A 20149-nucleotide genomic window follows, 5' to 3' on the forward strand; every position below is an offset into this window, starting at 1 on the left:
GCACGGTTTCGGAGGAGAGGGGGTAGACGGTAACGCCTGCCCTCGACTCTTCGACCTTCGCACGGCTCTACCAGAAATACTTGCAGCGCATTTACCCGATCGTAGTATTCTCGTTTGACGAGCCACAGCGCCCAGAAGCTTGTACCTACACCGTTGAGTTTCCACACCGCAAAATTCTAGAGTTCAACTTTGAGGCCATTCAGTTAAATCGGCTGCACTGGCGGGATTATCTCAACCAGCGTAATCCTGTAGCAGCCGCACTCATGGCAAAGATGCAAATCGCATCAGAAGACCGTCCCAAAGTGAAGGCAGAATGTTTACGTCTGATTGCAACCTTGCGGTTAGACCCAGCTCGATCACGCCTGCTTTCAGGGTTTGTAGACACCTACTTACGGTTGAATGAGCCGGAGTCGCAAATGTTTCGGGTGGAGCTTGATAGACTAGAGCCAGCAGAGCAGGAGAGCGTGATGGAAATTGTCACCAGTTGGATGGCACAAGGCATTGAGCAAGGCATTGAGCAAGGCATTAAACGGGAACGATCGCTCATTTTGCGCCTACTCTCCCGCAAGGTTGGAGTGTTACCAGACTCCGTGCGATCGCGCGTTGCGGCAATTGCTATTATCCAACTGGAGTCTTTAGGAGAGGCGCTGCTGGATTTCTCCAACCTGTCTGATTTGGAAACGTGGTTAGCAGAAAACGCTGAAGAATAATGGCGATCGACCGTCCATTTCTCTGCTTCAAGCAGCCGTTGCTTGATCGATTTGGTTTGCCTCTGCCTGAGAAAGGCTGATCGTTGCGGCTGTAACCGAATCTTCGATACTTTCTGGTTTGCTGGCTCCGGGAATTGGTAAGACGCTGGGCGATTTCGCCCGCAGCCATGCCAGCACGATACTGTAAACCGAGACGCCTTTAGCTTGAGCCAATTGCACGATCGCCTCAATCTCTTTAATCTGGCTAAACCGCCGACTGCCCCCTAACGGACTCCAGGGGAAAAAGGTTAGCCCTTCGCGATCGCAATATTCCAGCACGCCATCTGTTTCAGGTTCTCGGTGCCAGGGGTTGTATTGGTTCTGCACAGACGCAATTTCAACGACATCACGAGCGCGTTTAATTTGCTCTACCGAAAAATTAGAGACGCCGACAAACCGGATGAGGCCATTAACAACCGCTTCTCTAGCTGGTTTGAGGGAGGCTTCGATCGAGTAGTCAGGATCAGGGGCATGGTACTGCCAGAGACCGATCGGCTGGTCGCCACCCAACGCCTCAAAACTGGCATGAATGGTTTCCTGCAGATGGTCAGGATTGCCATTACGCGTCCAGGAACCGTTAGGACGCATCAGCCCGCCTTTGGTGGCGATCATCACATTGGTTGTGTCCTTGTCGTACTCCTGAAGTGCTTTGTGAATCAGGCGCTCATTGTGGTGCTTGTCGGATTCGTCTTTGCAGTAGGAGTCGGCAGTGTCGATTAGCGTGACACCTAAATCCAAAGCGCGGTGAATCGTGGCGATCGCCTGCGCTTCTGGTGGACGACTGCTGAGCGACATGGGCATACCGCCTAAGCCGATCGTGCTGACGGTGATGCCTGTATTACCTAACTGTTTTGTTTCCATGTAATGCCTGCTGTAAGAGAGCTACGGTTAAGAGAACGACTGACAGGCGCACTGCTAGAACGGTTGAAAGTATGACCGCTGAGGCGCAGAGACACGGAGGCAACGCAAGTTTGCTGTTCTCTAACCGTAGATCACCCTAATAACAAGAAAGCGTCATCTGTCTAGAGGTGTGCTGCTTGGAATTGGCTATTAGCGGCATCCTGAAGCAGAAACGGTATATGAATTGCCAGTGACTGGAATCCCACCGACGACTACATTGACCTGATACGGTTCTGTATTCAAGCGGGGTGAGCCTGAGAGGTTCACGGCTTCATTGTCTTTCAACGACACCTTGCTATCGTAGACTTTATCCGACGTGCCGTTTGCATACTTCAGGTTCATCTGAATGCTGTAATTGCCCTTATTTTTAGCTCGGATTGTCGCCGCATAGGAGCTATAGCGTTGTCCACCTGGTACAGCAAAATCGGTATTCCAGTTACTTGGGCTAACGGGGGTGCTGGCAGCCGAAACTTTTTTCTGCACAGAATAGGCACCTTTCCCTTCAACTACCCTCAGCAGGCGGCATGACTGAGCGTTTGCTGATACTCCCAGGCACATCACAGCACCAACCACCATCGTTGTTCCCAGCCATTTCAACATAAAAACCTCTTTAGTTTAGTAATGTTGCCTCGAAAACCGAGGTTACTGACTGAGATACACTGGTGCGCGCTCTTATGCAACCTTCCCTGAGACAGATTTGCTGCTTCTAACTCGTTAAAGTAGTGTAATTCATTGAAGCAATGGCGATCGCCCTACTGCACTCGACTCGCTTCAGACTCCGGCAATGATTGCTCCTGGAGTGATTGCCAACCTGCTTGCCAGAGCGATCGATCCTTCAACAAGCGTGCATTAAGCCAAAACCGTACTGTTGGATCGCAGGCAGCAACCAGTTCGGCAAAGACCCACTGCCCCTGATTCTTGCGATTGGTCACTTGAAAATGCCGCCATCCGTCAATTTTTTGCTGAGCCGTCCATTTGGACTGTACGAGATGCGGGTACTTTTGTTTGCGTGGCATATTGCCATTATCAACTACTTTGTCAGTGATTCGCCTGCACTGTCCATAAGCGATCGAGCAAATGCCTCTGGCGTTTCGTAGATCTCAAACACTTTGTTCATACCGCTATGCTCAAGCACCATATAGGCCTGCCCATTGAGGCGACAGAGCGCCAAACGCCCGTTTCCTTTATGTACCTGCTTCAGCGCAATGACTAGTGCCGATAAACCAGTGCTGTCCATAAACATGACTTGTTGAAAGTCAATCAAAATGTTTAAGGTGCCAGTTTCGAGAGCGTGGGTAACGCCATCAAGAAGATCGCCTGCTGTTGAGGAACTGAGAATTCTTTTGGGATAAAACGTTTGTATCATTGCAATCTTAAACCTCGCCTGTCTCTATCGATTTAGAGTGCCCAGACGGGGCTGTGATGCATCTAGCCTTAAAGACTTACAACAGTGAGTGTTCGCAGTCGCCTACAGTCTTCTCAGGCATGCAGAATTGCCAAGTACCGGAATATGAATGGCAAGGAAATCATCCGTAAGCTTAGGGCCCGTCATCAATAAGTTCAGAAACCTTAAAGTATCAGCCTTGCCGCGCCCGTCCTCACAAACCAGGCTAGAGGCTGGAACCCCTGCTACAAGTCAGGTCATGAGTCATTGATGACAGACCTTAGTCTTCTGGCTTTTCATGCTCGACTACAAACACGTTGGAGTAGAGATTAGCCACAATCTGCTTGCCCTGCTGTGTGAGTGACAGATAGTAGAGAGCGTCTTTAATATACGGAAAAACGCCGTGCCAATAAAATTTGGGGTAGTTCTTGCGGAGATCACCGGGATGACGGTAACCAAGTGCCTGATTGACACCTGTTTCTTCAAATTCGTAAAACAAAGCGCCAATTTTCTTGAGGTAACGCGGATCGCTTAGTTGTCCAATCAGGTCAGAAGCACGAATCAGGCCGGGATAGTTGATGGTGTCTTGATGATCTTCGGCGGCGGGGACGGGAAAGCGGGTGAGTTCAATATTGCGCTTGACGATTTCGGCATCGATGAGCTTGTGGCCTCCAAAGCGTTCGTCAATGAAGAGCTTAGCGCGATCGACATGGTATGGAGTCAACCCTGCATCGGATGAACCGGGAGGCAGATTCACCATGCTGCCATCCTTGCCTGTTGCGTACATGCTATCCCGGTCTTGGCGACACACGCCTTTCACATAGCCAATATCATGGCAGACCAGCGAAATGATGAAATGCAGCCAGTCTTCACAAGAAACACCGCCCATACGAATATGCCGACCGCGCAAAATTTCCTGCCCGACCAGCGTTACGAGAATCGAATGCTCCACGTTGTGATAGAGCGCATCGCTATTAGCAATATTCTCCATTGCCATTGAGCCAACCCACCCGATGATATCTTCATAGTCAGACTTCCAACCTCCATAGGTGCGCCGATAGCCTTCCTTGAGCTTGTTGACAAAGTCTTCGATGAGAAGTTCGGTAGCGTTGAACATGCTGGCGACTCGCTTACGCTGGATGGCAGTAGAGGAAAGGGGTGTCGGAGAGGAGTAGGGCAAACGGTGAGGAACTCTAGAAATCTTATACAGGATTAAGTTATAGAGACTGCACTTCTCACTAACTTTCCCAGCTTTTTCTTTCAGGTATGACGAAAAGGCGAATGAATCATCGTGCCTTACGATCGCCCCTATCTTTACTCACACACTCGAAGCAGTAACTTCCTCTTTGTGGCCTCTTTCATGTATAGCAATTCCGGTCTAAGCGTGACCGCACTGAGTTACGTTTGCCTTCAGTGCTGCTCGTGGATAGCAAAGGCAACAAAAATTGACAGTTAGACAAGTGGCACTTCTATAGGGGGTAGTTGGCCCTGTAACTTCTAACCTGAGAGTAATGCGAGACCCGGACGTTTAACCAACGTCTGGCGCATCGCAATCAGATATCAGCGTCTTTGCATGAGGTTTGTGAATGAATTCCTCTCTGCCTGTATCCTGGTCAACAGTTACGACAATGCTCACACAGGCGTCGGTGTCAGTAAAAGACTTACCAAACCTCGATCTCGTTTTACAGTGTCAGGCAGGTTATCGTCCCGACAAAGCAGCGTTTGCTGAATTGTTAAGACGCTACCAGCCACATGTAGAAAAGGTGCTTTATCATCTCGCGCCCGATTGGCAAGATCGGGCGGATTTAGTGCAGGAAGTTTGGATTCGTGTGTATCGCAACCTGAGACGGCTCAATGAACCAGCAAAGTTTCAGGGCTGGCTGAGCCGTATTGCCACAAACCTCTTTTACGACGAACTGCGGAAGCGCAAACGCCATGCAGTGCCTTTATCGCTGGACGCACCCCTGACATTCAGTGATGGCGAGATGGATTGGGAAATTGCTGCCGATACGCCCGAACCGGATGAAGCGTTGAGCCGTCAGGAGTTTTACGACCAGCTTAAAGTGGCGATCGCCGATCTGCCCGAAGTCTTTCGCACAACGATCATCCTTCGCGAAATCGAAGGCATGAGTTACGAAGAAATTGCTGCATTGACAGGTGCTTCGCTGGGCACCGTAAAATCGCGCATTGCCCGTGCCCGTCAACGCTTACAACTCCAATTGCAGCCATATTTGGATGAATAGGGGGTAGGGAATGGGGAGTAGGGGGAGAGTTTTGAGTTCTAAGTTCTGAGTTTTGAGTTAAATTTCCGTCTTCCCCTACTTCCCTAGCCCCTCCGCATTCCGACTCCCGATTCCCAACTCCCTCTCTTCTGCCTTCCCTTCACACTCGCAGATCACTTACGACTCTCAAAAGCGCGTGATCCATCGCATTATCGAGCGTGAGCAGGCGTGTGACGTGATCCAGGTCAATCCACTGCCAGGTGTCGTATTCGTCCGATCGCAGCTTCACTTGCTCCTTTTCCGGCACCGTTAATTCGATCTGGTATGTCACGTTTAAGCTGTGAGAGCCGTGATGCTTGGGTGCTTGGCAGCGAGTGGCAAAAGCGGTGGAATAGACACCAACATACCGAAAGCGGTTAGCGTCTAAATTGGCTAACTGCGCTTCTTGCTGTGCTTTTCGCCTGACAGTATCTGTTGGTGCTTCGCCTGCGACCATTCTGCCGCCCACAATCCACCAGGACGATCGCGGCTCAGTGTTGCGCTTTGCCAGCAGGATTTGGTGCTGGTGGGTGAACACCAGATCAACACAGGCAAAGACAAGGAAATCCAGCGCTGTGCTGTAGGTGGTTTCGGACATGCGATCGTCGGGGCTAACAGGATTAATCCGTCCTGCTTCCTGGAAATGAGGCACATCTGGCATAGAGCAGTGGCTGTAGAGGAACGCTTCTACTGTGTCATAGGAGTGCCTGTTACAACGATCGATTGCTGTTGGTGTCACTGCCGGATGCGGGACGGGGTTGGGCTTTAGCAGTGCTAAGTTGCTCGTCTGCGATCGCGTACCACACTTGCCCGAAGGTGCGCGGATTCAACGGTTTACCTTTCTGATCAGGAAAGAGCTGAAAGAAGCGACTGTCTGCCAGCGCATCGAGGCGAGGGCTACTTTTGGTACCAGCTTCGCCCAAAACTTTTAGCCACTCATCATAGTTGACGCGGCGGTAGCTGCCCATCTTAGCGCGCGTTTCAGGTTTCAACGTCGCCAGTTTGTCCATCGCATTGCTGGCGATCGCGTTCCATTCGCGTTTAAACTTGTCTTGCTCTGAATCGCCCAGTTTGCGCGATCGCAACTGAGGATATTTGCCATAAAACACCTCGTCTACCAAGCTTGTAAAAAACTCAAACTTAATGTTGAGATCACGACGACGATCGCGCAGCGCTTCCTCTGAAACCGAGTCACGTTGGGAAGACGGGCTTGATGGACTCGCGGAAATGCTAGGAGACGGCGCTTTTGGTAAACTGCTTGGGCTGGCTGCTGTAACGGCTGGTTGAGTGGTTGGGCTGGTATTGGGCTTAGCCTGGGGCTGGTTGTGCGGCAGAAACTTCCACGCTACTGCTGCAATGAGCATGACTAAACCAACCACCATTGCGGCTGAAGCGCGTGGATCGCTATCACTACGCCGCTTTGTTTTTTTTCGCCTCTTGGGTGTGCGGGGTAGATGCATGGAGGGGGCATCTGTTGGCGCACCTGTTGCAGGGCTACTTACTGCGGGATTAACTGAAGTCTCAACGGGTGCGTCATACGCAGGCGCAGTATGGTCAGAGAGGGTACTGACAGCAGCCGTCGGTAACAGCGGCTCTAAGATTTTTGATACCTGTGCGGCTGAGGTGGGGCGCTTTTGGGGCTGAAGCTGAAGCATCTGGCGCAACAGCCGCATGAAGTTTGGATGCACCGTTACAAGTGACTCCCAGTCAAGCCGTTGGGTTTGGCTGTTGTAGAGTGATTCGGGCATTTTGCCTGTGAGTAGAACGATCGCTGTGACTGCTAAGGCATATAAATCACTGCCAGGCTCAGCCTTACCATGAAACTGTTCTGGCGGCGCAAAGCCCCACTGCCCCAAAACCTCACGTTGATCGATCGGGTGAAGCTGCAACTGCGCTACTAACTCTTGCACTAAACCAAAGTTAATCAAGACAGGCACCTGGTCTTGCTGCCGCAAAATCAGCGTATCGAGAGACAGGTTTCGATGCACCATCCCGCGATTGTGGAGGTAAGTCAGCACCGGCAGCACTTTAAGCAGAAGTTGAAGCACCTCCGCTTCCGAAAAGACTTCCCCCTGTGCTTTGCGTTCGTCTAACAGCACACCGTAGCTTTTGCCTTCCACGTAATCTCTCACCCAATAGAGCCGATTCTCCTGGGCAAAGACCATGCGCAAACGCGGTAGCTGAGGATGCTGAAGCTCATAAAGCCCCAAGATTTCTTGATGAAAGCGTTGACGCAGATCTTCGATCGCCGCTGGCTCTTGCACCACTGGCGTAAATTCTTTGACGACGCAGAGTTCATTCAGCCGCTTTTGATCACGGGCCAAATAAGTTTGACCAAATTTACTCTGGCCCGCTGCACCAATCAAACAATAGCGGTTTTGAAGCAGTGTACCAGGGACGATCGAAGGGTGCATAACAGTATCGGCTTAATGTGGGCGATCGACAAAAAGATAGCAGCAGAAAGACGCTATGGCAGCAAAATTTTAGAGCTGTTGCAGTTGAGATTGAGATCTCTCATGCCAGCGTCGATCGTTCAACCTTCAAGCAATCGCAGCGGTAAGGTGAAGACCACCATTACTGCATTAGAAAACAACAACCAGCGATTCGTTAATCGCTGATGGCTCATGTGCTAACGCCAAGTGATGCTCTCACCGTTGCTTGCTGCCATTCGTTGAATGGTTGACAAAATTATAGAACGCTTGTACTAAATCGCGCCATTTTTATGTCGAATTGTCGCTTTAAATTCAGGCCACGACTATAAAGAGCCGTGACTGTTTGAAGAATGCGTTGTCCTACTTTATGCTGTCTTTTACAACACTACTTGCGCTTAGTAAGGGCTGGGCGTCAAGTAATGGCCTAGCACTTCCTGTCCGCGATTAACAAGTCTTTCGGAGCCTTCAATTAACAGCAGATACCGTCCTTGATCTAAATGATGTCGATAGATACTAGCTGTACTTCCTTCGCCTAAGAAGCCAACTAACGCACCAACAAGCGCAGCACAAAAGCCACTAAGTATGCCTGTTACTAACACAATAAGCGCTGTATTCCAACCTGGATTGGCGATGAGTGAAATGCTTAAACTTAAGACAACGCCTGAAACCATTGCAAATAGACCTAACCTGCGAGCCTTATCAGCCGCAATTTGTAGGGGTGCTTTTAGGCCAACCCGGTCTGGACTACTATATCCTTCACCAACGATCGCCAAATGCTCTGGGGAAATACCGTGGTGATGGAGCAGTCGATACGCTTGAAATGTGGATGCTTCATCAGGCAGCACCACGACCGTCAAGTGGGTTAGGCGGCGCTTAAGCCTCGAACCACGAAAAAAACGTGCAATAGTCACAAACGTAGTCCGGTGTGAGAACAGCGATATTTCTTTATTAGAATCCGTAACCTTCTGAATTTTAACCTTACTCATCCGCTAGCTGGGCCTGACTGATGCCGCAATTTAAGCAATTCTTTAGACCAATGCCTTTTGGGTGAAGAAGCGGTGTGACAGATTTTTGAAGGGGATGCAGGCTAACTTTCTTGTTTAAAGGCTAAAAGCTTGATCATGCAGATGGTTGCTTCGTTACTCTAGAATGAGACTTTGAACTTCAGTTATTCATAGCACTTTCACGATTTATGCCTCCTCGCTGGCCCCGTCAACCTGATCGCAACGATCCCGCTTACCGTAAGCTGGACGATCGCATGAACTTTGCGACGCATGTGGCTGTTTTTGCCGTGACCAATTCTAGCCTCTGGTTTTTCCGTATTCTTGGTGAAAAAACTTCGCCCTTGGGCACACCGGGAGGTCTACCCTGGACTCCCTGGATTACGCTTGGCTGGGTTGCACTGCTGCTGCTGCATGCTGTCTACATTTTTGCGATCGCCGACTACACTGAGCCAACCCCTACAACTCCCAACGCAGGCATAGGCTTTAAACCAACCGTCTCGACTAAAGCGTCTAAATCAACTAAGTAAGTAAACGATCGCTCGTGGCCTCTTAGTTTCGCGCGATCCGAACTTTCCACAACCTCTTTTTTAAGCTCAGTTTGCTGCCGCTATCAGGCAACCGTTGTTTAGCAAATTTGGAACTCACGGCAATGGCAAAAACCAGTTCTACCGAAACGATCGAGGCTCTTGCAGCGGAGATTGGTGAAGCGATTTATATCGACGTGGCAAAGTGGCATCTTTACCTCTCTGATGCTCATCTTCACACGGTGCTTGCAGAGAAGCTTTATCCAATGCTTGGGTCTAAAGACATTGTGGAAGACGATGTTGTCCAGGTGCTTCAGCAGATTCCGGTCAAGCTTGGTGGCGGCAAGCGGGAAGTCCCATTATCGGATCTGCTGCCGATGCAGTGCCAGGTTAATTTGATTGACCTGCTAGAGGAGTTTCAGCGGAAGCTTTAGAAAGTTCTGAGTGTTAAGTTTTGAGCCGATTGCAGTCCACTCAGGGTTTGAAGTGCGCTTAACGCCTGAAAAAAGTTTGCTTCAGGCGATCGACCACTTGCTCTACCTCCGGCAATCGAAGTTGGGCGGCAATCAGCGCGAAGACGAGCAGTCCGATCGCGCCAGCAAGGCATAGCTGAAACAGCAAGAGTAGTAGTCCGTCTCGACCCCAGAAGTGTTCACTGGCCTGTAACGTCCCCCAAGCTGCGAGGCCAGCGATCGCGCTGCCGATCGTTAATCCAGCCACAGAGATTGACCACGATCGCAGCGGCAAACCACCCAGACGGCGGTTCAAGATCCACAGCATTGCCACCATCGAAATGGCATTGACGCTCACGGTTGCCAGCACCAAACCGGGTGCTCCCAGCGGTTTTACCAGAACGAAATCGAGCAGCGCATTGAAAAAAATGTTGACAACGCTAATCCGAAAGGGCGTTTCGCCGTCTTCTAGCGCGTAGAACACCCGCACTAGCACATCCCGCGACAGGTAAAAGAACATGCCTAGGGCGTAGGCAACCAGTACGGAGGCTGTCAGGTACGAATCTTCCACCTTAAAGGCGTAGCGCTCATACACTACTCGTGAGAGCGGAAACGCTAGCGCCATCATTAAGGCACTGACTGGCAGCATGGTTACAGCAGTGGTGAGCAGCCCCTGACGGATACGTACCTTTAGTTCAGGCCAATTGTCGGGAGCAGCAAGTTTGGCAAAGGCAGGCAGGAGCGGCACCAGAATCGCATTAGAGATAATGCCCAACGGCGTGAGTACCAGCAGCCCAGCGTAGCCCATTGCCGAAACAGCAGCGGCAGCATTGGGAATGAACGACGCAAAAAACAGATCCGTCCAGACGTTAATTTGCATCATGCCAGACGAAAACGTCGCTGGCCCCATGATTTTGATCACTTCCTGCACATCCGGTTCACGGAAGTTGAAGCGCAACCGGAAGCTTCCTAACCCAGATTTCAACTGGGCTGGAAGCTGAACGAGCCATTGCAACACAGCTCCGGCTAACGTTGACCAAGCCAAAACAGCGCCACCTAGAGCGGCGTATTGTGGCAACGCCGCCTTATCGCCTAGATAAAGGGCTAGCCCTCCCAACCCAATCAACATCGTCACGCTAGAAAATAGTGGGCTGATGGAGGGCAACCAATATTGATCCGCCGCGTTCAAGGCTCCAAACCCAATACCAATAAGCCCTGCCAGCATTGCCATCGGTGCCATGATGCGAAACTGCTGAATGGCAATGTCTTTCGTCTGTTGCAGCACTTGAAACGTTGCTGCATCAATCCCTTTCACGGCAGCCTGAGCAGAGGTCAGGTATAGCCCTGGAGCAACTAGATGCATCAAGGGATCGGCAAAAATCACCAGCCCGATCGTGACTAACAATAGAAGACTAACGACCAGTGTAGTAATGCTCTCCATAATGGGAGCCACTTCATCTTGCTTTCGCTTAGCCAGGACGCTGACGATCGCGCTGTGGAATGGCCCATTGATACCACCCAGCAGGATGAGCAAGAATCCTGGAATGACATACGCAAAGTTGTACGCGCCGTATGCTGGACCCACCCCAAAGGCTGCCGCGATCGCCTGCTGTCGCATCAGCCCAAAAATTTTACTGATGAGAGTGGCGATCGCCACAATTCCGGCAATGCCTGCCAGAGAACGAGTTGGCTTCGATTCAGTCACGCAGACAGACACATTGAAACGGCTTCATCTATTTAAGCTTGAATCGGGAGCGTTTAAGACGCTGATCAACTGGTTGAGGCTGGCGGTTTGCCGCTATTACGTACATTGACAATCTTGTTGAGCACATTGAACCAGAAAGGTGCACCCATTGAGAGCGCAATCGCGCTCACCAACCAGCCAATCAGGAGCTTAAGACTTGCGATCAGCCTGCCCTGGGGGTGTAACTGCCATTGCTCTTGCCAATTAGTGGCATTCCAGCCGATCGGTAAAGCCGTTGTCCGGTCAAGGGCAACCCGCAAATTTACAGCATTATTGTTCAAACAGGCTATTTGGGAGGCTTGATCAGTTTGAGCTTGCAGACAGACGATCGCGTTAGGGTTGGTGCTCACCAAGGTGCTGGCTGCCTGACTGTAAGCGGCACGGAGGGCAGAGTCTTGTGCCAGACGATTGATAATGTGTAGCGTGTCAGTGTTTGTAGTAACTGCAATCACCAGGCCAATGAGCATGGCAACCCCTTTCGCGTTGCGTTTATAAACGCCTGCGCTACGCTCCATTGAGCGATCAAACCAAATGGCGACTTCTTGTGCCAACTGGTTTGTCCCCTGCTCAAACGGGGGAATCTTCGTCTGTGCCCGCTTTGCAAGCATTTCTAAGCTATCGCGTAAATGAGGGGAAAGCTGCGTTAGCATTGCCTGAAAATCATCTTGCCCCTGATCGGCAACCTTAATCACCTGCTTCGTTGCTTGTAGCAAATCGTACCCCGCTTGAAAGCGTTGCTGTAATGCTGAGTCAGGTATCTGGTCTAGCATTGCCTGATCGAAGTTATTGGACGGTTGAAGGGATTGGGCGACCCACGTTAGAGTCTTGAAGGAGGACATCACTTCAATAAAGTTAGGTTCTGCCTCTTTCTCTAACGTAGAAACCTGTTGCTCGATCGCGGTCAGTTGCTGCACATAGCCCTGGCTCAATGGATCGCTTTCAGGCAACACCGCTTTGACATTTGTAAGTAAGCGGTTTACAACACCAGCCACCTGACTCAAAGGGATAGAATCTAGTTCTGGCTGATGGCTTAACGTTTGCTCAATCGCCTTAATTTCGGTTTGAAATGCTTGCAGTTCGGGTTCCAATAGCAGCTCGTTCGCGTTGTGATGCCGCAAAGCACTGATTACGTCAAAAATCGGTTGTACAACCTTTGTCACTATTAGCTGAATGAACTTACGTTGGGTGATTGCTTGAGTGAGTGCTCCTATCTTTAAAGTTTCTAGTAGAGCAGTCGAAAACGTTTCTGAGGGTAAATAGGATGGCCCGCTGGCTTTGCCTGCAAATGTTTTGGATGCGCTTGTCCATTGACTTACTCGTTCCGCAATGCTGCCTAGTAGTCCCTTCGATTCATGCTCAAGGGATCGAATAAGGGCGTGATTATAGAGGCGATCCGCAAGCTCTTTAGAAGCCTTAAGCTGCGTTTGAATCTGTTGAATCTCTGCGGCTGATTGACCTAGTTCGGGTTTACTCTCGCCTGCTAAAAGGGTTTCAATCGATTGCTTCAGGTGCTGTGCTCGCCACTGCAATAACGTCGTTAATAGCTCTTGAAATTCAGAGGCTAGAAGGCTAAAGGTGACGTAAATCACAAAAAGCCCAATGCCAATATCGAGGAGCAGCGGTAGGTTCATGCGTCAGTGCTTATTAAAGTCAGGCGATAGGCTCAGCTTGTATAAAGATGCGATCGTTTTGTCCAGGAAATACAACCAATCACAGAGCACAACTTGTCGATCGCGCTCAAATAAACTGACGACTTGACTGCTTTTTACAACAATCAAGTCATCAGAGAGGGGGAACATCACGACTACCAACTGTGTCACTAACGCGAGTAAAATTCGATGCGTTCAAACTTCTTCAAACTGTGAGCGCTGATTGGGCTTGCAGCAAATTAGCTAAACGTGATGGGTGAGAAAAGTTGTAGCGAATCTTAAGCTGATCTAGCGTTAAATCAGGCATTTCTTGCCAGCAATGGGTACAAAACCAGTAAATGCCAGTATGGCGAGCATGACGTAACAACACTTCGCCACAGCAAGGACACGCGCTCATACTAATACCTCTGATTTAAACAGTTAAGAACCGTGGGGTTTTGAAAAGACGAATTGGAAAAAATTGCTTCTGAAAAGGCTAGAGAACTGCTTGAGAAGCTAGAGAACTCTCTACCAGGATATGAGACAGAAAAAGTAGCGGCAAGGGACTAGCTGCTCTGCGTTCTGTAATAATTCCGATTTTTTCACTTTTGGATGGTATTAAACAGAACTTGCGCTTAACCAGTAACTAACGCTGGCTGTGTGTCGCACGATTTCTGCGGTAGGAAAAAGGACGCAAAGAACGTTTCCTTAAAGATTTATTTTGCTTAAAGATTCATTGCCGATCTGCATTATTTGTTTGCAGTTTGATTCAATTCTTCATACAACAAAGCTACAATCGCAGTCGCCAGAACTTCATACTGCTCCAACCGATTGTAAAGTTGGGCCGAAACTCGAACAAGACGGCTGTTGGCGGTTGGAAATGGCACAATTGGCACCTCAATTTGATAGCGCTCTAACAGCGAATCTTGCAGCCATTGAGGATTGCCGTCCAGTAGGGGAAGAACAGCCAACGAGCCAAGCATTTCATCAGGGCAGGGCGGCACGATTTCAAGCGTTTCACACAGATGGCGACGAGCCGTGATCGCCAAAGCATGATTTTTTGCCATCACATCCTGCCAACCACATGGTAACAGCGATTCCATGACACGAATGGCAGTGGGAATACAAAGGTAGGCGGTGGGGTCGTCCGTCCCTGTCCAGTCAAACTCCAATCGAAAGCGACTGCGATCGGTGCGGGTCGCGTTAGCACCGTGGCTTATAGTCAGTGGACGAATGACTGCTTGGCGATCGCGCTGCACATAGAGAAATGCCGCTCCCTTGGGTGCACAAAGCCACTTGTGACAATTCCCGGTATAGTATGTTGCTCCGATTGTTTGCAGATTCAACGGCACCATTCCGGGCGCATGCGCACCGTCCACCAGCGTCTCAACACCTCGTTGCGTGAGTGCTTGCACCAGTTCAGCAATGGGAAACACCAACCCCGTTTGACTGACGACATGATCCAGTAGCGCCAAGCGAGTGCGTGCCGAAATACAACCAATGATTGCTTCAACCACTTGCTTTGAAGACTCAATGGGGAATGGTATCTCTGCGACCACAACCTTCAGGTTATACCGTTCTGCCACATAGTTCAGGGCATTCCGGCAGGCATTGTATTCCTGATTCGTCGTCAGCAATTCGTCACCTGGTGCAAAGACGAGCGATCGCAAGACGGTGTTAATGGCAGTCGTCGCATTCGGCACAAAGGCCAGATCATCCGAATCAGCTCCCACAAACGCGGCGAGTTTAGCACGGGCATCATCCAGCAACGCTTCTAGATCGCGTCCAAAAAACTGGAGGGGCTGTTGCTCCATACGTGCCCGCAATTGCTGCTGCTCCGCCAGCACCGCTAACGGACACGCGCCAAACGAGCCATGATTTAAGAAGGTAATCGTTGGGTCGAGAGACCAATATTGTAGAAATGGCAGTTCAGACGGATGTAAGGCTTCAAGCACAATTTGGCGGACTAGTAGAATTTGGCGAACTGACAGAGTAGGCGCATACTCCGCTGAGTGTAACTCAATCCCAGTCTTCTCCTGACTGGTAATCCCCCGACTTTCCACCTGTTTTACTCACCAGATGGATTTGCTCAATTTGCATGGATTTCTCCAGTGCTTTTGCCATGTCATAGACCGTCAGGGCCGCAACAGAAACGGCTGTTAGGGCTTCCATTTCAACACCCGTTTCGGCTTTCGTTCTGACCAAGGCTCGAATGCGGTACCCCGGCAAGGCAAGATCTGGCAGCAGGCTCACTTCAACTTTATGCAGCGGCAACGGGTGACAAAGGGGAATGAGTTGTGCGGTTTGCTTGGCTGCCATAATGCCTGCCAACCTAGCAGTCGCTAGCACATCGCCTTTGGGTAGATTGCCTGCCGTAATTGCCGCCAGTGTCTCCGATCGCATCCGCACCTGCCCTACCGCGATCGCCTCTCGGATAGTCTGTGGCTTGGCTGAAACATCAACCATGTGAGCATGCCCCTGTGCATCGAGATGAGTCAGGGGTTGGCTGGCGATCGAGAATGGAGTATCAGAGGAATTTTGTGTCATTCTAACCCGATGTGATAGTATAGGGTTCTTGCAAGGGCTTGTAGCTCAGTGGACTAGAGCACGTGGCTACGGACCACGGTGTCGGGGGTTCGAATCCCTCCTAGCCCGTCTAAGGACGGTATCAGCAAATTTCTGTGTATCGTACAGATTATGTATTGCCATGCGGCTGGGTTTGCTGCGTGTTTTAGCAGCGCCAGGTTGACAGGCTTCTTGCTACTTTAGCGTTCTCCAAGCGCCTACGGTTTAGAGGAAGCATCTGTACTCAATCAACGCTGGTAGAACCTACGATGCAAAAGCCAATCAGTGCTTTGGCGCGATCGGCTATCATCAGCACGTGTTGACCCATAGAACCCTTGCAATGACGGTAAGACTGAAACAGCGCCATGATTCACGTTTTTGTCTACGGCACGCTAAAGCCAGGTGAAAAGAACTATCAGATCTGTGCCAGTCACGTTATTGCAGCAAAGCCTGCCAGCGCTAACGGTTGCCTATATGCCCTACCATTCGGCTACCCCGCCATGACGCTTGAAGTGGGTACCGTGCATGGCATGGTGCTATCATTCGCCGATGAAACTGTCCTGGAGGCGCTCGATGCCTATGAGCGGCACGATCCAGCAGAATTTTATGCGTCTGTGCCCAATCAAAGCCTGGAACAAAACGAGTACGATCGCCAGAAAATTACAGTGTACGACCAGGCAAAACGAGAATTAGGTCAAGCCTGGACGTACCTGATGACGAAAGCGCAAGTTCAACGGTTGAGCGGCGTTTTCTTACCCGACGGGCAGTGGCACCAACAGTAACGCGTGCGCCTGAAAACAGTCTGCTAACGCGCAGTTGGTTTAGACCCTGTAGGCGTTGTTGCATTCTTGAAGGCACCATTATTGGGCACCGCAACGGGGGTTTTAGGAATATCGACTAGCGGTTTATCCAACGCGACCAGTAATACCTCGTTGGCATTCGTTTGAGGTGCCTCGATCGCTGGCTGCTGAGAGCCTTTGGCAAGCTGAGGCGAAGGCTGATTGCCAGGTAAGAGGTTGCTGACGAGAGCACCAACAAACAGCGCTGCGATCGCCGCTCCGCCCCAAACCAGTGACAGCTTTGGCTTGCGCTCTAACCGCTCAAACACCTGATGTGCAGTCTGCTCGGCTGTTTGTGTGGCGGCTGGCACTGGCATGTTTTGTAACCCATGACGCAGCTTGAGCAAGCGGCTATGTAGACGCTGCACGGCTGGATCATTGGCGAGCCATGCTTCAACTAACTTGCGTTCGGCTGCGGTGACCTCGCCATCCAGGTAAGCACTTAGCAACTCAAAGCGATCGCGCTGCATCAAATTGGACGAGGATGAAGACGAATTTTGACCATTCATAGAAGGTGGCTGTTGAGAATCGTTTGGAGTACTAAAGTTAGAGGTCATTTCGGCACCACGTCATAGGTTGAAACGCACTGGTAGTTTAAACGCACTGGTATCAAAAGCAAACAAGCTTTGAGAGCAAGCATGAAGCAAAACCACAAGCCAGTCGAGAAAGCCACTTAAACCTACTCATCAGTAAACCCTGAAAGCCCTAAATATGCGAGAGTCTTAATGAAAAAATAGTCTTAAAAATGCTTTGGCCCTGACATTGTCTGCGCTGGTGATTAATCGCCATCTAGATAACGTTGCAGTTGAGTCTGTAACCGTAACCGTGCCCTGGCAATTCTCGACTTCACGGTACCGAGCGAAACGCCCGTCAACTCAGCGATTTCTTCGTACGCCATGCCCTGAATTTCACGTAGCACGATCGTCGTGCGAAAGACTTCTGGGAGATCTGCGATCGCCGATTGAAGCTGGTCGTAAAACTCTCGGGTAGTCAAGTCCTCGTCTGGGCCGGGGGTTTCAGAAGCAATTTCCCAGTCCATCTCACCATCCTCAACGGTCAACCGGGCATCGAGCGATAACGGATAGCTGCTGCGCTTGCGTTTACGCAGTTCGTCGTAAAACAGATTGGTTGCAATCCGACTGAGCCAACCCCGAAATTTGATAGGCTCTTGCAAGCGCTTGATATGCCGATAGACGCGAATCCAGACTTCTTGCACGAGGTCAGAGCGGTCTTGCCAATCAGGCGCTAAATGGTAAAGCACCCGTTCTACATGAGACTGATAGCGACGGAGCAATTCTGCAAAAGCCGCTTTATCGGGTCGAAGACCAGCTTGACATTGCAACACCAGATCAACATTAGACAGCTTCTCGACTGGCAGCTTTTCGATCGGCACTGGCACATCAATGGTTTTCATGGATGCCCAGGATGCAGAAATAGACTGATTCATGGATAACGTCACTCTCAGACATACCATGCTTTAGGACGCTTTCTGGTGGAGTAAGGTTCCTCAACAGTGAGCATATCTAGTGCCAAAGACGCTTAAAAATGGCGACTGACTGAACCAAATTACTGAAATAAGTTCCGTAGTAACGGGCTATCGTGCAGTGCTTTTGCAAGATAGACGGATTGGTGCGTGGGTTGGGTAGCCGTTGATTGAGCCGCTGTTGATCGAGCGGTTGTTGCTTGGGCCGTAACGGTCGGCTGGCTGGGAGCTTGGACGCTCATGCCGATAAATAGATTGAGCGAGAATGTAATTGTTCCGGCTAGTAGTAGTTTCTCAAGCATAGTCACTCCTCTTGCATCCAGACTAACCGTGTGTTTCTTTGCAGAAATCAGGGTTTAGTTACAGCACACTCAACAGGGATTCCAGAACCTTATCTACGTTCTTCAACGAAATCTTTGCCCATATTGTGCCCGTTCTGCTTGAAAAATCCAGCCTTGAAAAATCAAGATACTATAAAGCCTGACGTGCAGTTTTTTGCTGTTTCCAGTCTTTGCGAAGCAATCGCATAGGGCAAGATGTCTGGTAGGTCGTGATCCCCATGATTGGCTGAGCACAGAATCACTAAGTTTGTGCTTTGCTGCCCAAATTGCTTTGCTTAAGAGATATTTGAAACTTTCGCTTGCAGCTTTATTCATTCGCGGCTAAAAATTACGGGTTATCCATTTATGACCACCAACCCATAACACACGACAACCGCGATCGCCCTGGGTGCTCGTTCTTGCCCAGTCACATTCAATCGATGAAATTGGGGTGGTCAAAGCGGTCATATTGTGTTCCATTAGGTAGCATGCTGACGAGCACGGAAGCACTTCTCTAACAACCAGCGGTGGGAGTCTTCAAACTTTACCGCCATGATCGATTAGCTCAGAGGTGGCAAGCATGCTAGCTGAAGTATCCCTACCGTCGCTCGAGATCTGCCCTTAAAAAAGGCTGTATTTTTCTTTGAAGTTGTCAGCATCAGAGCCTATACTGGATATTCTGGCTAAAACTTTTAGACAAATTAGAGGAAGTTAGATGTCGCGATATCGAGGTCCGCGCCTGCGGATTGTGCGTCGGCTGGGAGATCTCCCTGGCTTGACCCGCAAAGCACCCAGACGGGCATATCCGCCGGGTCAGCACGGTCAAAACCGTAAAAAACGCTCCGAATATGCGGTGCGCTTGGAGGAGAAGCAAAAGCTTCGCTTTAACTATGGTTTAACGGAGCGTCAACTACTACGTTACGTGCGTAAAGCTCGTCGTGCCGCTGGTTCTACAGGGCAAACTTTGTTGCAATTGTTGGAGATGCGACTGGACAATACGGTCTTTCGCCTGGGCATGGCTCCGACGATCCCTGGTGCCCGTCAGTTGGTCAACCACGGGCATGTGACAGTCAATGGTCGTGTTGTGGATATTCCCAGCTACCAGTGCCGTCCCGGTGAAGTGATCGGGGTGAAAGATCAAGAGCGCTCTCGTAAGATGGTGGAAACCAATCTGCAATATCCGGGGTTGGCAAATTTGCCCAGTCACTTAGAGTTCGATAAGAACAAGCTGACAGGTAAAGTCAACAGTGTGATCGATCGCGAATGGGTCGCACTACAAATTAATGAACTGCTGGTCGTTGAGTACTACTCTCGACAAGCCTAGAGCTTCTCCTTTTACGCTTTAGTTTCACCGCGGCATTTGAAACTACTAAAAGAAAAGCAACTTGCGCAGCCTCCTAAACCCGTCAGATAGGAGGCTGCTTTTTGTGCATAAGGATAATCGACAGAACCTGGAACCGTCGCTTTCGTGTTATCCCCAAGAATCCAGATCTAACGCCTGGGAGCCGCCGCGCTCCAATTGAAGGAGAATTTTGCCCAGTTGTGACCAGATCAACCAACCAATGAGCACTGTCAGGGGCAGCGCTATCGCGTAGGACAGGTTGGTGGTAAATCCGAAAACTTCCATCCCAGACGACAGAAACAGGCAAATTCCTAAAAAGATTCCCAGGAAGGGCAAAAAGAGCTGCATCCCTTGCAAGGTAGCTAGCGTGCGAGTTGAGCGGTTTTTTGACCAGTCCTGAACCGATTTTTTCAAGACGGACTCAAAAGCGACACCAGAGGTCAAGCTAATGAATAAACCGACAACCAACAGTACGTAGGGCGGTTCGGGGATCGAATACATCATGGATAAACGCGATGAAAT

The 20149-nt window shown here is 50.2% G+C and carries 24 protein-coding genes and 1 tRNA gene; 8 read left to right on the plus strand and 17 right to left on the minus strand.

Going from position 1 to position 20149, the window contains the following annotated elements:
- Positions 1 to 80 precede the first annotated feature (80 nt).
- Positions 81 to 710: a DUF4351 domain-containing protein gene (locus tag AC5JLP_RS02655; protein ID WP_496066350.1), complete on the plus strand. Its 630-nt coding sequence runs from the start codon at positions 81 to 83 to the stop codon at positions 708 to 710.
- Positions 711 to 737: 27 nt separating this feature from the next.
- On the opposite strand, the gene AC5JLP_RS02660 is transcribed toward AC5JLP_RS02655, so the two are convergent.
- The 5 genes from AC5JLP_RS02660 to AC5JLP_RS02680 form a co-directional block, all read right to left on the minus strand.
- The gene (locus AC5JLP_RS02660; RefSeq protein ID WP_496066351.1) at positions 738 to 1610 is read right to left on the minus strand and encodes an aldo/keto reductase; all 873 of its coding nucleotides are present in this window, start codon (positions 1608 to 1610) and stop codon (positions 738 to 740) included.
- Between the two features lie 189 nt (positions 1611 to 1799).
- Positions 1800 to 2249 carry a hypothetical protein gene (locus tag AC5JLP_RS02665; protein ID WP_496066352.1) on the minus strand — a complete coding sequence of 150 codons (450 nt, stop codon included), beginning with the start codon at positions 2247 to 2249 and terminating at the stop codon, positions 1800 to 1802.
- 152 nt (positions 2250 to 2401) lie between these two features.
- On the minus strand, positions 2402 to 2665 hold the full coding sequence (locus tag AC5JLP_RS02670) for a TIGR02450 family Trp-rich protein (RefSeq protein WP_496066353.1): 264 nt from the start codon (positions 2663 to 2665) through the stop codon (positions 2402 to 2404).
- A 14-nt stretch (positions 2666 to 2679) separates the two neighbouring features.
- Entirely contained in the window at positions 2680 to 3015 is a 336-nt protein-coding gene (locus tag AC5JLP_RS02675; RefSeq protein ID WP_496066354.1) for an STAS domain-containing protein, read from the minus strand.
- A gap of 298 nt (positions 3016 to 3313) precedes the next feature.
- Positions 3314 to 4213, minus strand: a complete 900-nt coding sequence (locus AC5JLP_RS02680; protein WP_496066355.1) for an Npun_R2479 family HD domain-containing metalloprotein — start codon at positions 4211 to 4213, stop codon at positions 3314 to 3316.
- 406 nt (positions 4214 to 4619) lie between these two features.
- Here AC5JLP_RS02680 and AC5JLP_RS02685 point away from each other — a divergent pair, with 406 nt between their 5' ends.
- On the plus strand, positions 4620 to 5276 hold the full coding sequence (locus AC5JLP_RS02685; RefSeq protein ID WP_496066356.1) for a sigma-70 family RNA polymerase sigma factor: 657 nt from the start codon (positions 4620 to 4622) through the stop codon (positions 5274 to 5276).
- 139 nt (positions 5277 to 5415) lie between these two features.
- Here the strand turns inward: AC5JLP_RS02685 and AC5JLP_RS02690 are convergent, their stop codons facing one another.
- Positions 5416 to 6033 (minus strand): NUDIX domain-containing protein, encoded by a 618-nt coding sequence (locus AC5JLP_RS02690; RefSeq protein WP_496066357.1) that lies wholly within the window; start codon positions 6031 to 6033, stop codon positions 5416 to 5418.
- On the minus strand, positions 6005 to 7708 hold the full coding sequence (locus AC5JLP_RS02695) for a protein kinase domain-containing protein (RefSeq protein WP_496066358.1): 1704 nt from the start codon (positions 7706 to 7708) through the stop codon (positions 6005 to 6007). Before AC5JLP_RS02695 ends, AC5JLP_RS02690 begins: the two co-directional genes overlap by 29 nt.
- On the opposite strand from AC5JLP_RS02695, the gene AC5JLP_RS02700 reads away from it, so the two are divergent.
- Positions 7703 to 7912, plus strand: a complete 210-nt coding sequence (locus AC5JLP_RS02700; protein ID WP_496066359.1) for a hypothetical protein — start codon at positions 7703 to 7705, stop codon at positions 7910 to 7912. The genes AC5JLP_RS02695 and AC5JLP_RS02700 overlap by 6 nt on opposite strands.
- Positions 7913 to 8121: 209 nt before the next feature.
- Here the strand turns inward: AC5JLP_RS02700 and AC5JLP_RS02705 are convergent, their stop codons facing one another.
- Positions 8122 to 8637 (minus strand): hypothetical protein, encoded by a 516-nt coding sequence (locus tag AC5JLP_RS02705; RefSeq protein ID WP_496066360.1) that lies wholly within the window; start codon positions 8635 to 8637, stop codon positions 8122 to 8124.
- Between the two features lie 281 nt (positions 8638 to 8918).
- Here AC5JLP_RS02705 and AC5JLP_RS02710 point away from each other — a divergent pair, with 281 nt between their 5' ends.
- Both AC5JLP_RS02710 and AC5JLP_RS02715 read left to right on the plus strand, forming a co-directional pair.
- The gene (locus AC5JLP_RS02710; RefSeq protein ID WP_496066361.1) at positions 8919 to 9257 is read left to right on the plus strand and encodes a 2TM domain-containing protein; all 339 of its coding nucleotides are present in this window, start codon (positions 8919 to 8921) and stop codon (positions 9255 to 9257) included.
- Positions 9258 to 9379: 122 nt separating this feature from the next.
- The gene (locus AC5JLP_RS02715; RefSeq protein ID WP_496066362.1) at positions 9380 to 9688 is read left to right on the plus strand and encodes a DUF3181 family protein; all 309 of its coding nucleotides are present in this window, start codon (positions 9380 to 9382) and stop codon (positions 9686 to 9688) included.
- Positions 9689 to 9746: 58 nt separating this feature from the next.
- Here AC5JLP_RS02715 and murJ read toward each other — a convergent pair whose 3' ends face one another.
- From murJ to moaC, 5 genes are all read right to left on the minus strand, one after another.
- Positions 9747 to 11411, minus strand: a complete 1665-nt coding sequence (gene murJ, locus AC5JLP_RS02720; protein ID WP_496066363.1) for a murein biosynthesis integral membrane protein MurJ — start codon at positions 11409 to 11411, stop codon at positions 9747 to 9749.
- 65 nt (positions 11412 to 11476) lie between these two features.
- On the minus strand, positions 11477 to 13081 hold the full coding sequence (locus tag AC5JLP_RS02725; RefSeq protein WP_496066364.1) for a hypothetical protein: 1605 nt from the start codon (positions 13079 to 13081) through the stop codon (positions 11477 to 11479).
- 223 nt (positions 13082 to 13304) lie between these two features.
- Positions 13305 to 13496 carry a hypothetical protein gene (locus tag AC5JLP_RS02730; RefSeq protein WP_496066365.1) on the minus strand — a complete coding sequence of 64 codons (192 nt, stop codon included), beginning with the start codon at positions 13494 to 13496 and terminating at the stop codon, positions 13305 to 13307.
- Positions 13497 to 13827: 331 nt separating this feature from the next.
- Positions 13828 to 15141: an aminotransferase class V-fold PLP-dependent enzyme gene (locus AC5JLP_RS02735; RefSeq protein ID WP_496066366.1), complete on the minus strand. Its 1314-nt coding sequence runs from the start codon at positions 15139 to 15141 to the stop codon at positions 13828 to 13830.
- Complete coding sequence (gene moaC / locus AC5JLP_RS02740; RefSeq protein ID WP_496066367.1) at positions 15098 to 15625, minus strand: cyclic pyranopterin monophosphate synthase MoaC; 528 nt, start codon at positions 15623 to 15625, stop codon at positions 15098 to 15100. The genes AC5JLP_RS02735 and moaC overlap by 44 nt, the downstream gene beginning before the upstream one ends.
- Before the next feature lie 34 nt (positions 15626 to 15659).
- On the opposite strand from moaC, the gene AC5JLP_RS02745 reads away from it, so the two are divergent.
- Both AC5JLP_RS02745 and AC5JLP_RS02750 read left to right on the plus strand, forming a co-directional pair.
- Positions 15660 to 15733, plus strand: a tRNA-Arg gene (locus tag AC5JLP_RS02745).
- Between the two features lie 275 nt (positions 15734 to 16008).
- The gene (locus AC5JLP_RS02750; protein WP_496066368.1) at positions 16009 to 16425 is read left to right on the plus strand and encodes a gamma-glutamylcyclotransferase family protein; all 417 of its coding nucleotides are present in this window, start codon (positions 16009 to 16011) and stop codon (positions 16423 to 16425) included.
- 23 nt (positions 16426 to 16448) lie between these two features.
- On the opposite strand, the gene AC5JLP_RS02755 is transcribed toward AC5JLP_RS02750, so the two are convergent.
- From AC5JLP_RS02755 to AC5JLP_RS02765, 3 genes are all read right to left on the minus strand, one after another.
- Positions 16449 to 16991 (minus strand): anti-sigma factor family protein, encoded by a 543-nt coding sequence (locus tag AC5JLP_RS02755; protein WP_496066369.1) that lies wholly within the window; start codon positions 16989 to 16991, stop codon positions 16449 to 16451.
- A 269-nt stretch (positions 16992 to 17260) separates the two neighbouring features.
- Entirely contained in the window at positions 17261 to 17929 is a 669-nt protein-coding gene (locus AC5JLP_RS02760; protein ID WP_496066370.1) for a sigma-70 family RNA polymerase sigma factor, read from the minus strand.
- Positions 17930 to 18048: 119 nt separating this feature from the next.
- On the minus strand, positions 18049 to 18267 hold the full coding sequence (locus AC5JLP_RS02765; protein ID WP_496066371.1) for a QAALIT motif small membrane protein: 219 nt from the start codon (positions 18265 to 18267) through the stop codon (positions 18049 to 18051).
- A gap of 733 nt (positions 18268 to 19000) precedes the next feature.
- On the opposite strand from AC5JLP_RS02765, the gene rpsD reads away from it, so the two are divergent.
- Positions 19001 to 19609: a 30S ribosomal protein S4 gene (gene rpsD, locus AC5JLP_RS02770; protein WP_496066372.1), complete on the plus strand. Its 609-nt coding sequence runs from the start codon at positions 19001 to 19003 to the stop codon at positions 19607 to 19609.
- Between the two features lie 147 nt (positions 19610 to 19756).
- Here rpsD and AC5JLP_RS02775 read toward each other — a convergent pair whose 3' ends face one another.
- Positions 19757 to 20131, minus strand: coding sequence for a hypothetical protein (locus tag AC5JLP_RS02775; protein WP_496066373.1), 375 nt, complete (start codon positions 20129 to 20131; stop codon positions 19757 to 19759).
- Between the last annotated feature and the right edge of the window lie 18 nt (positions 20132 to 20149).

It is taken from the genome of Stenomitos rutilans, assembly GCF_059505485.1.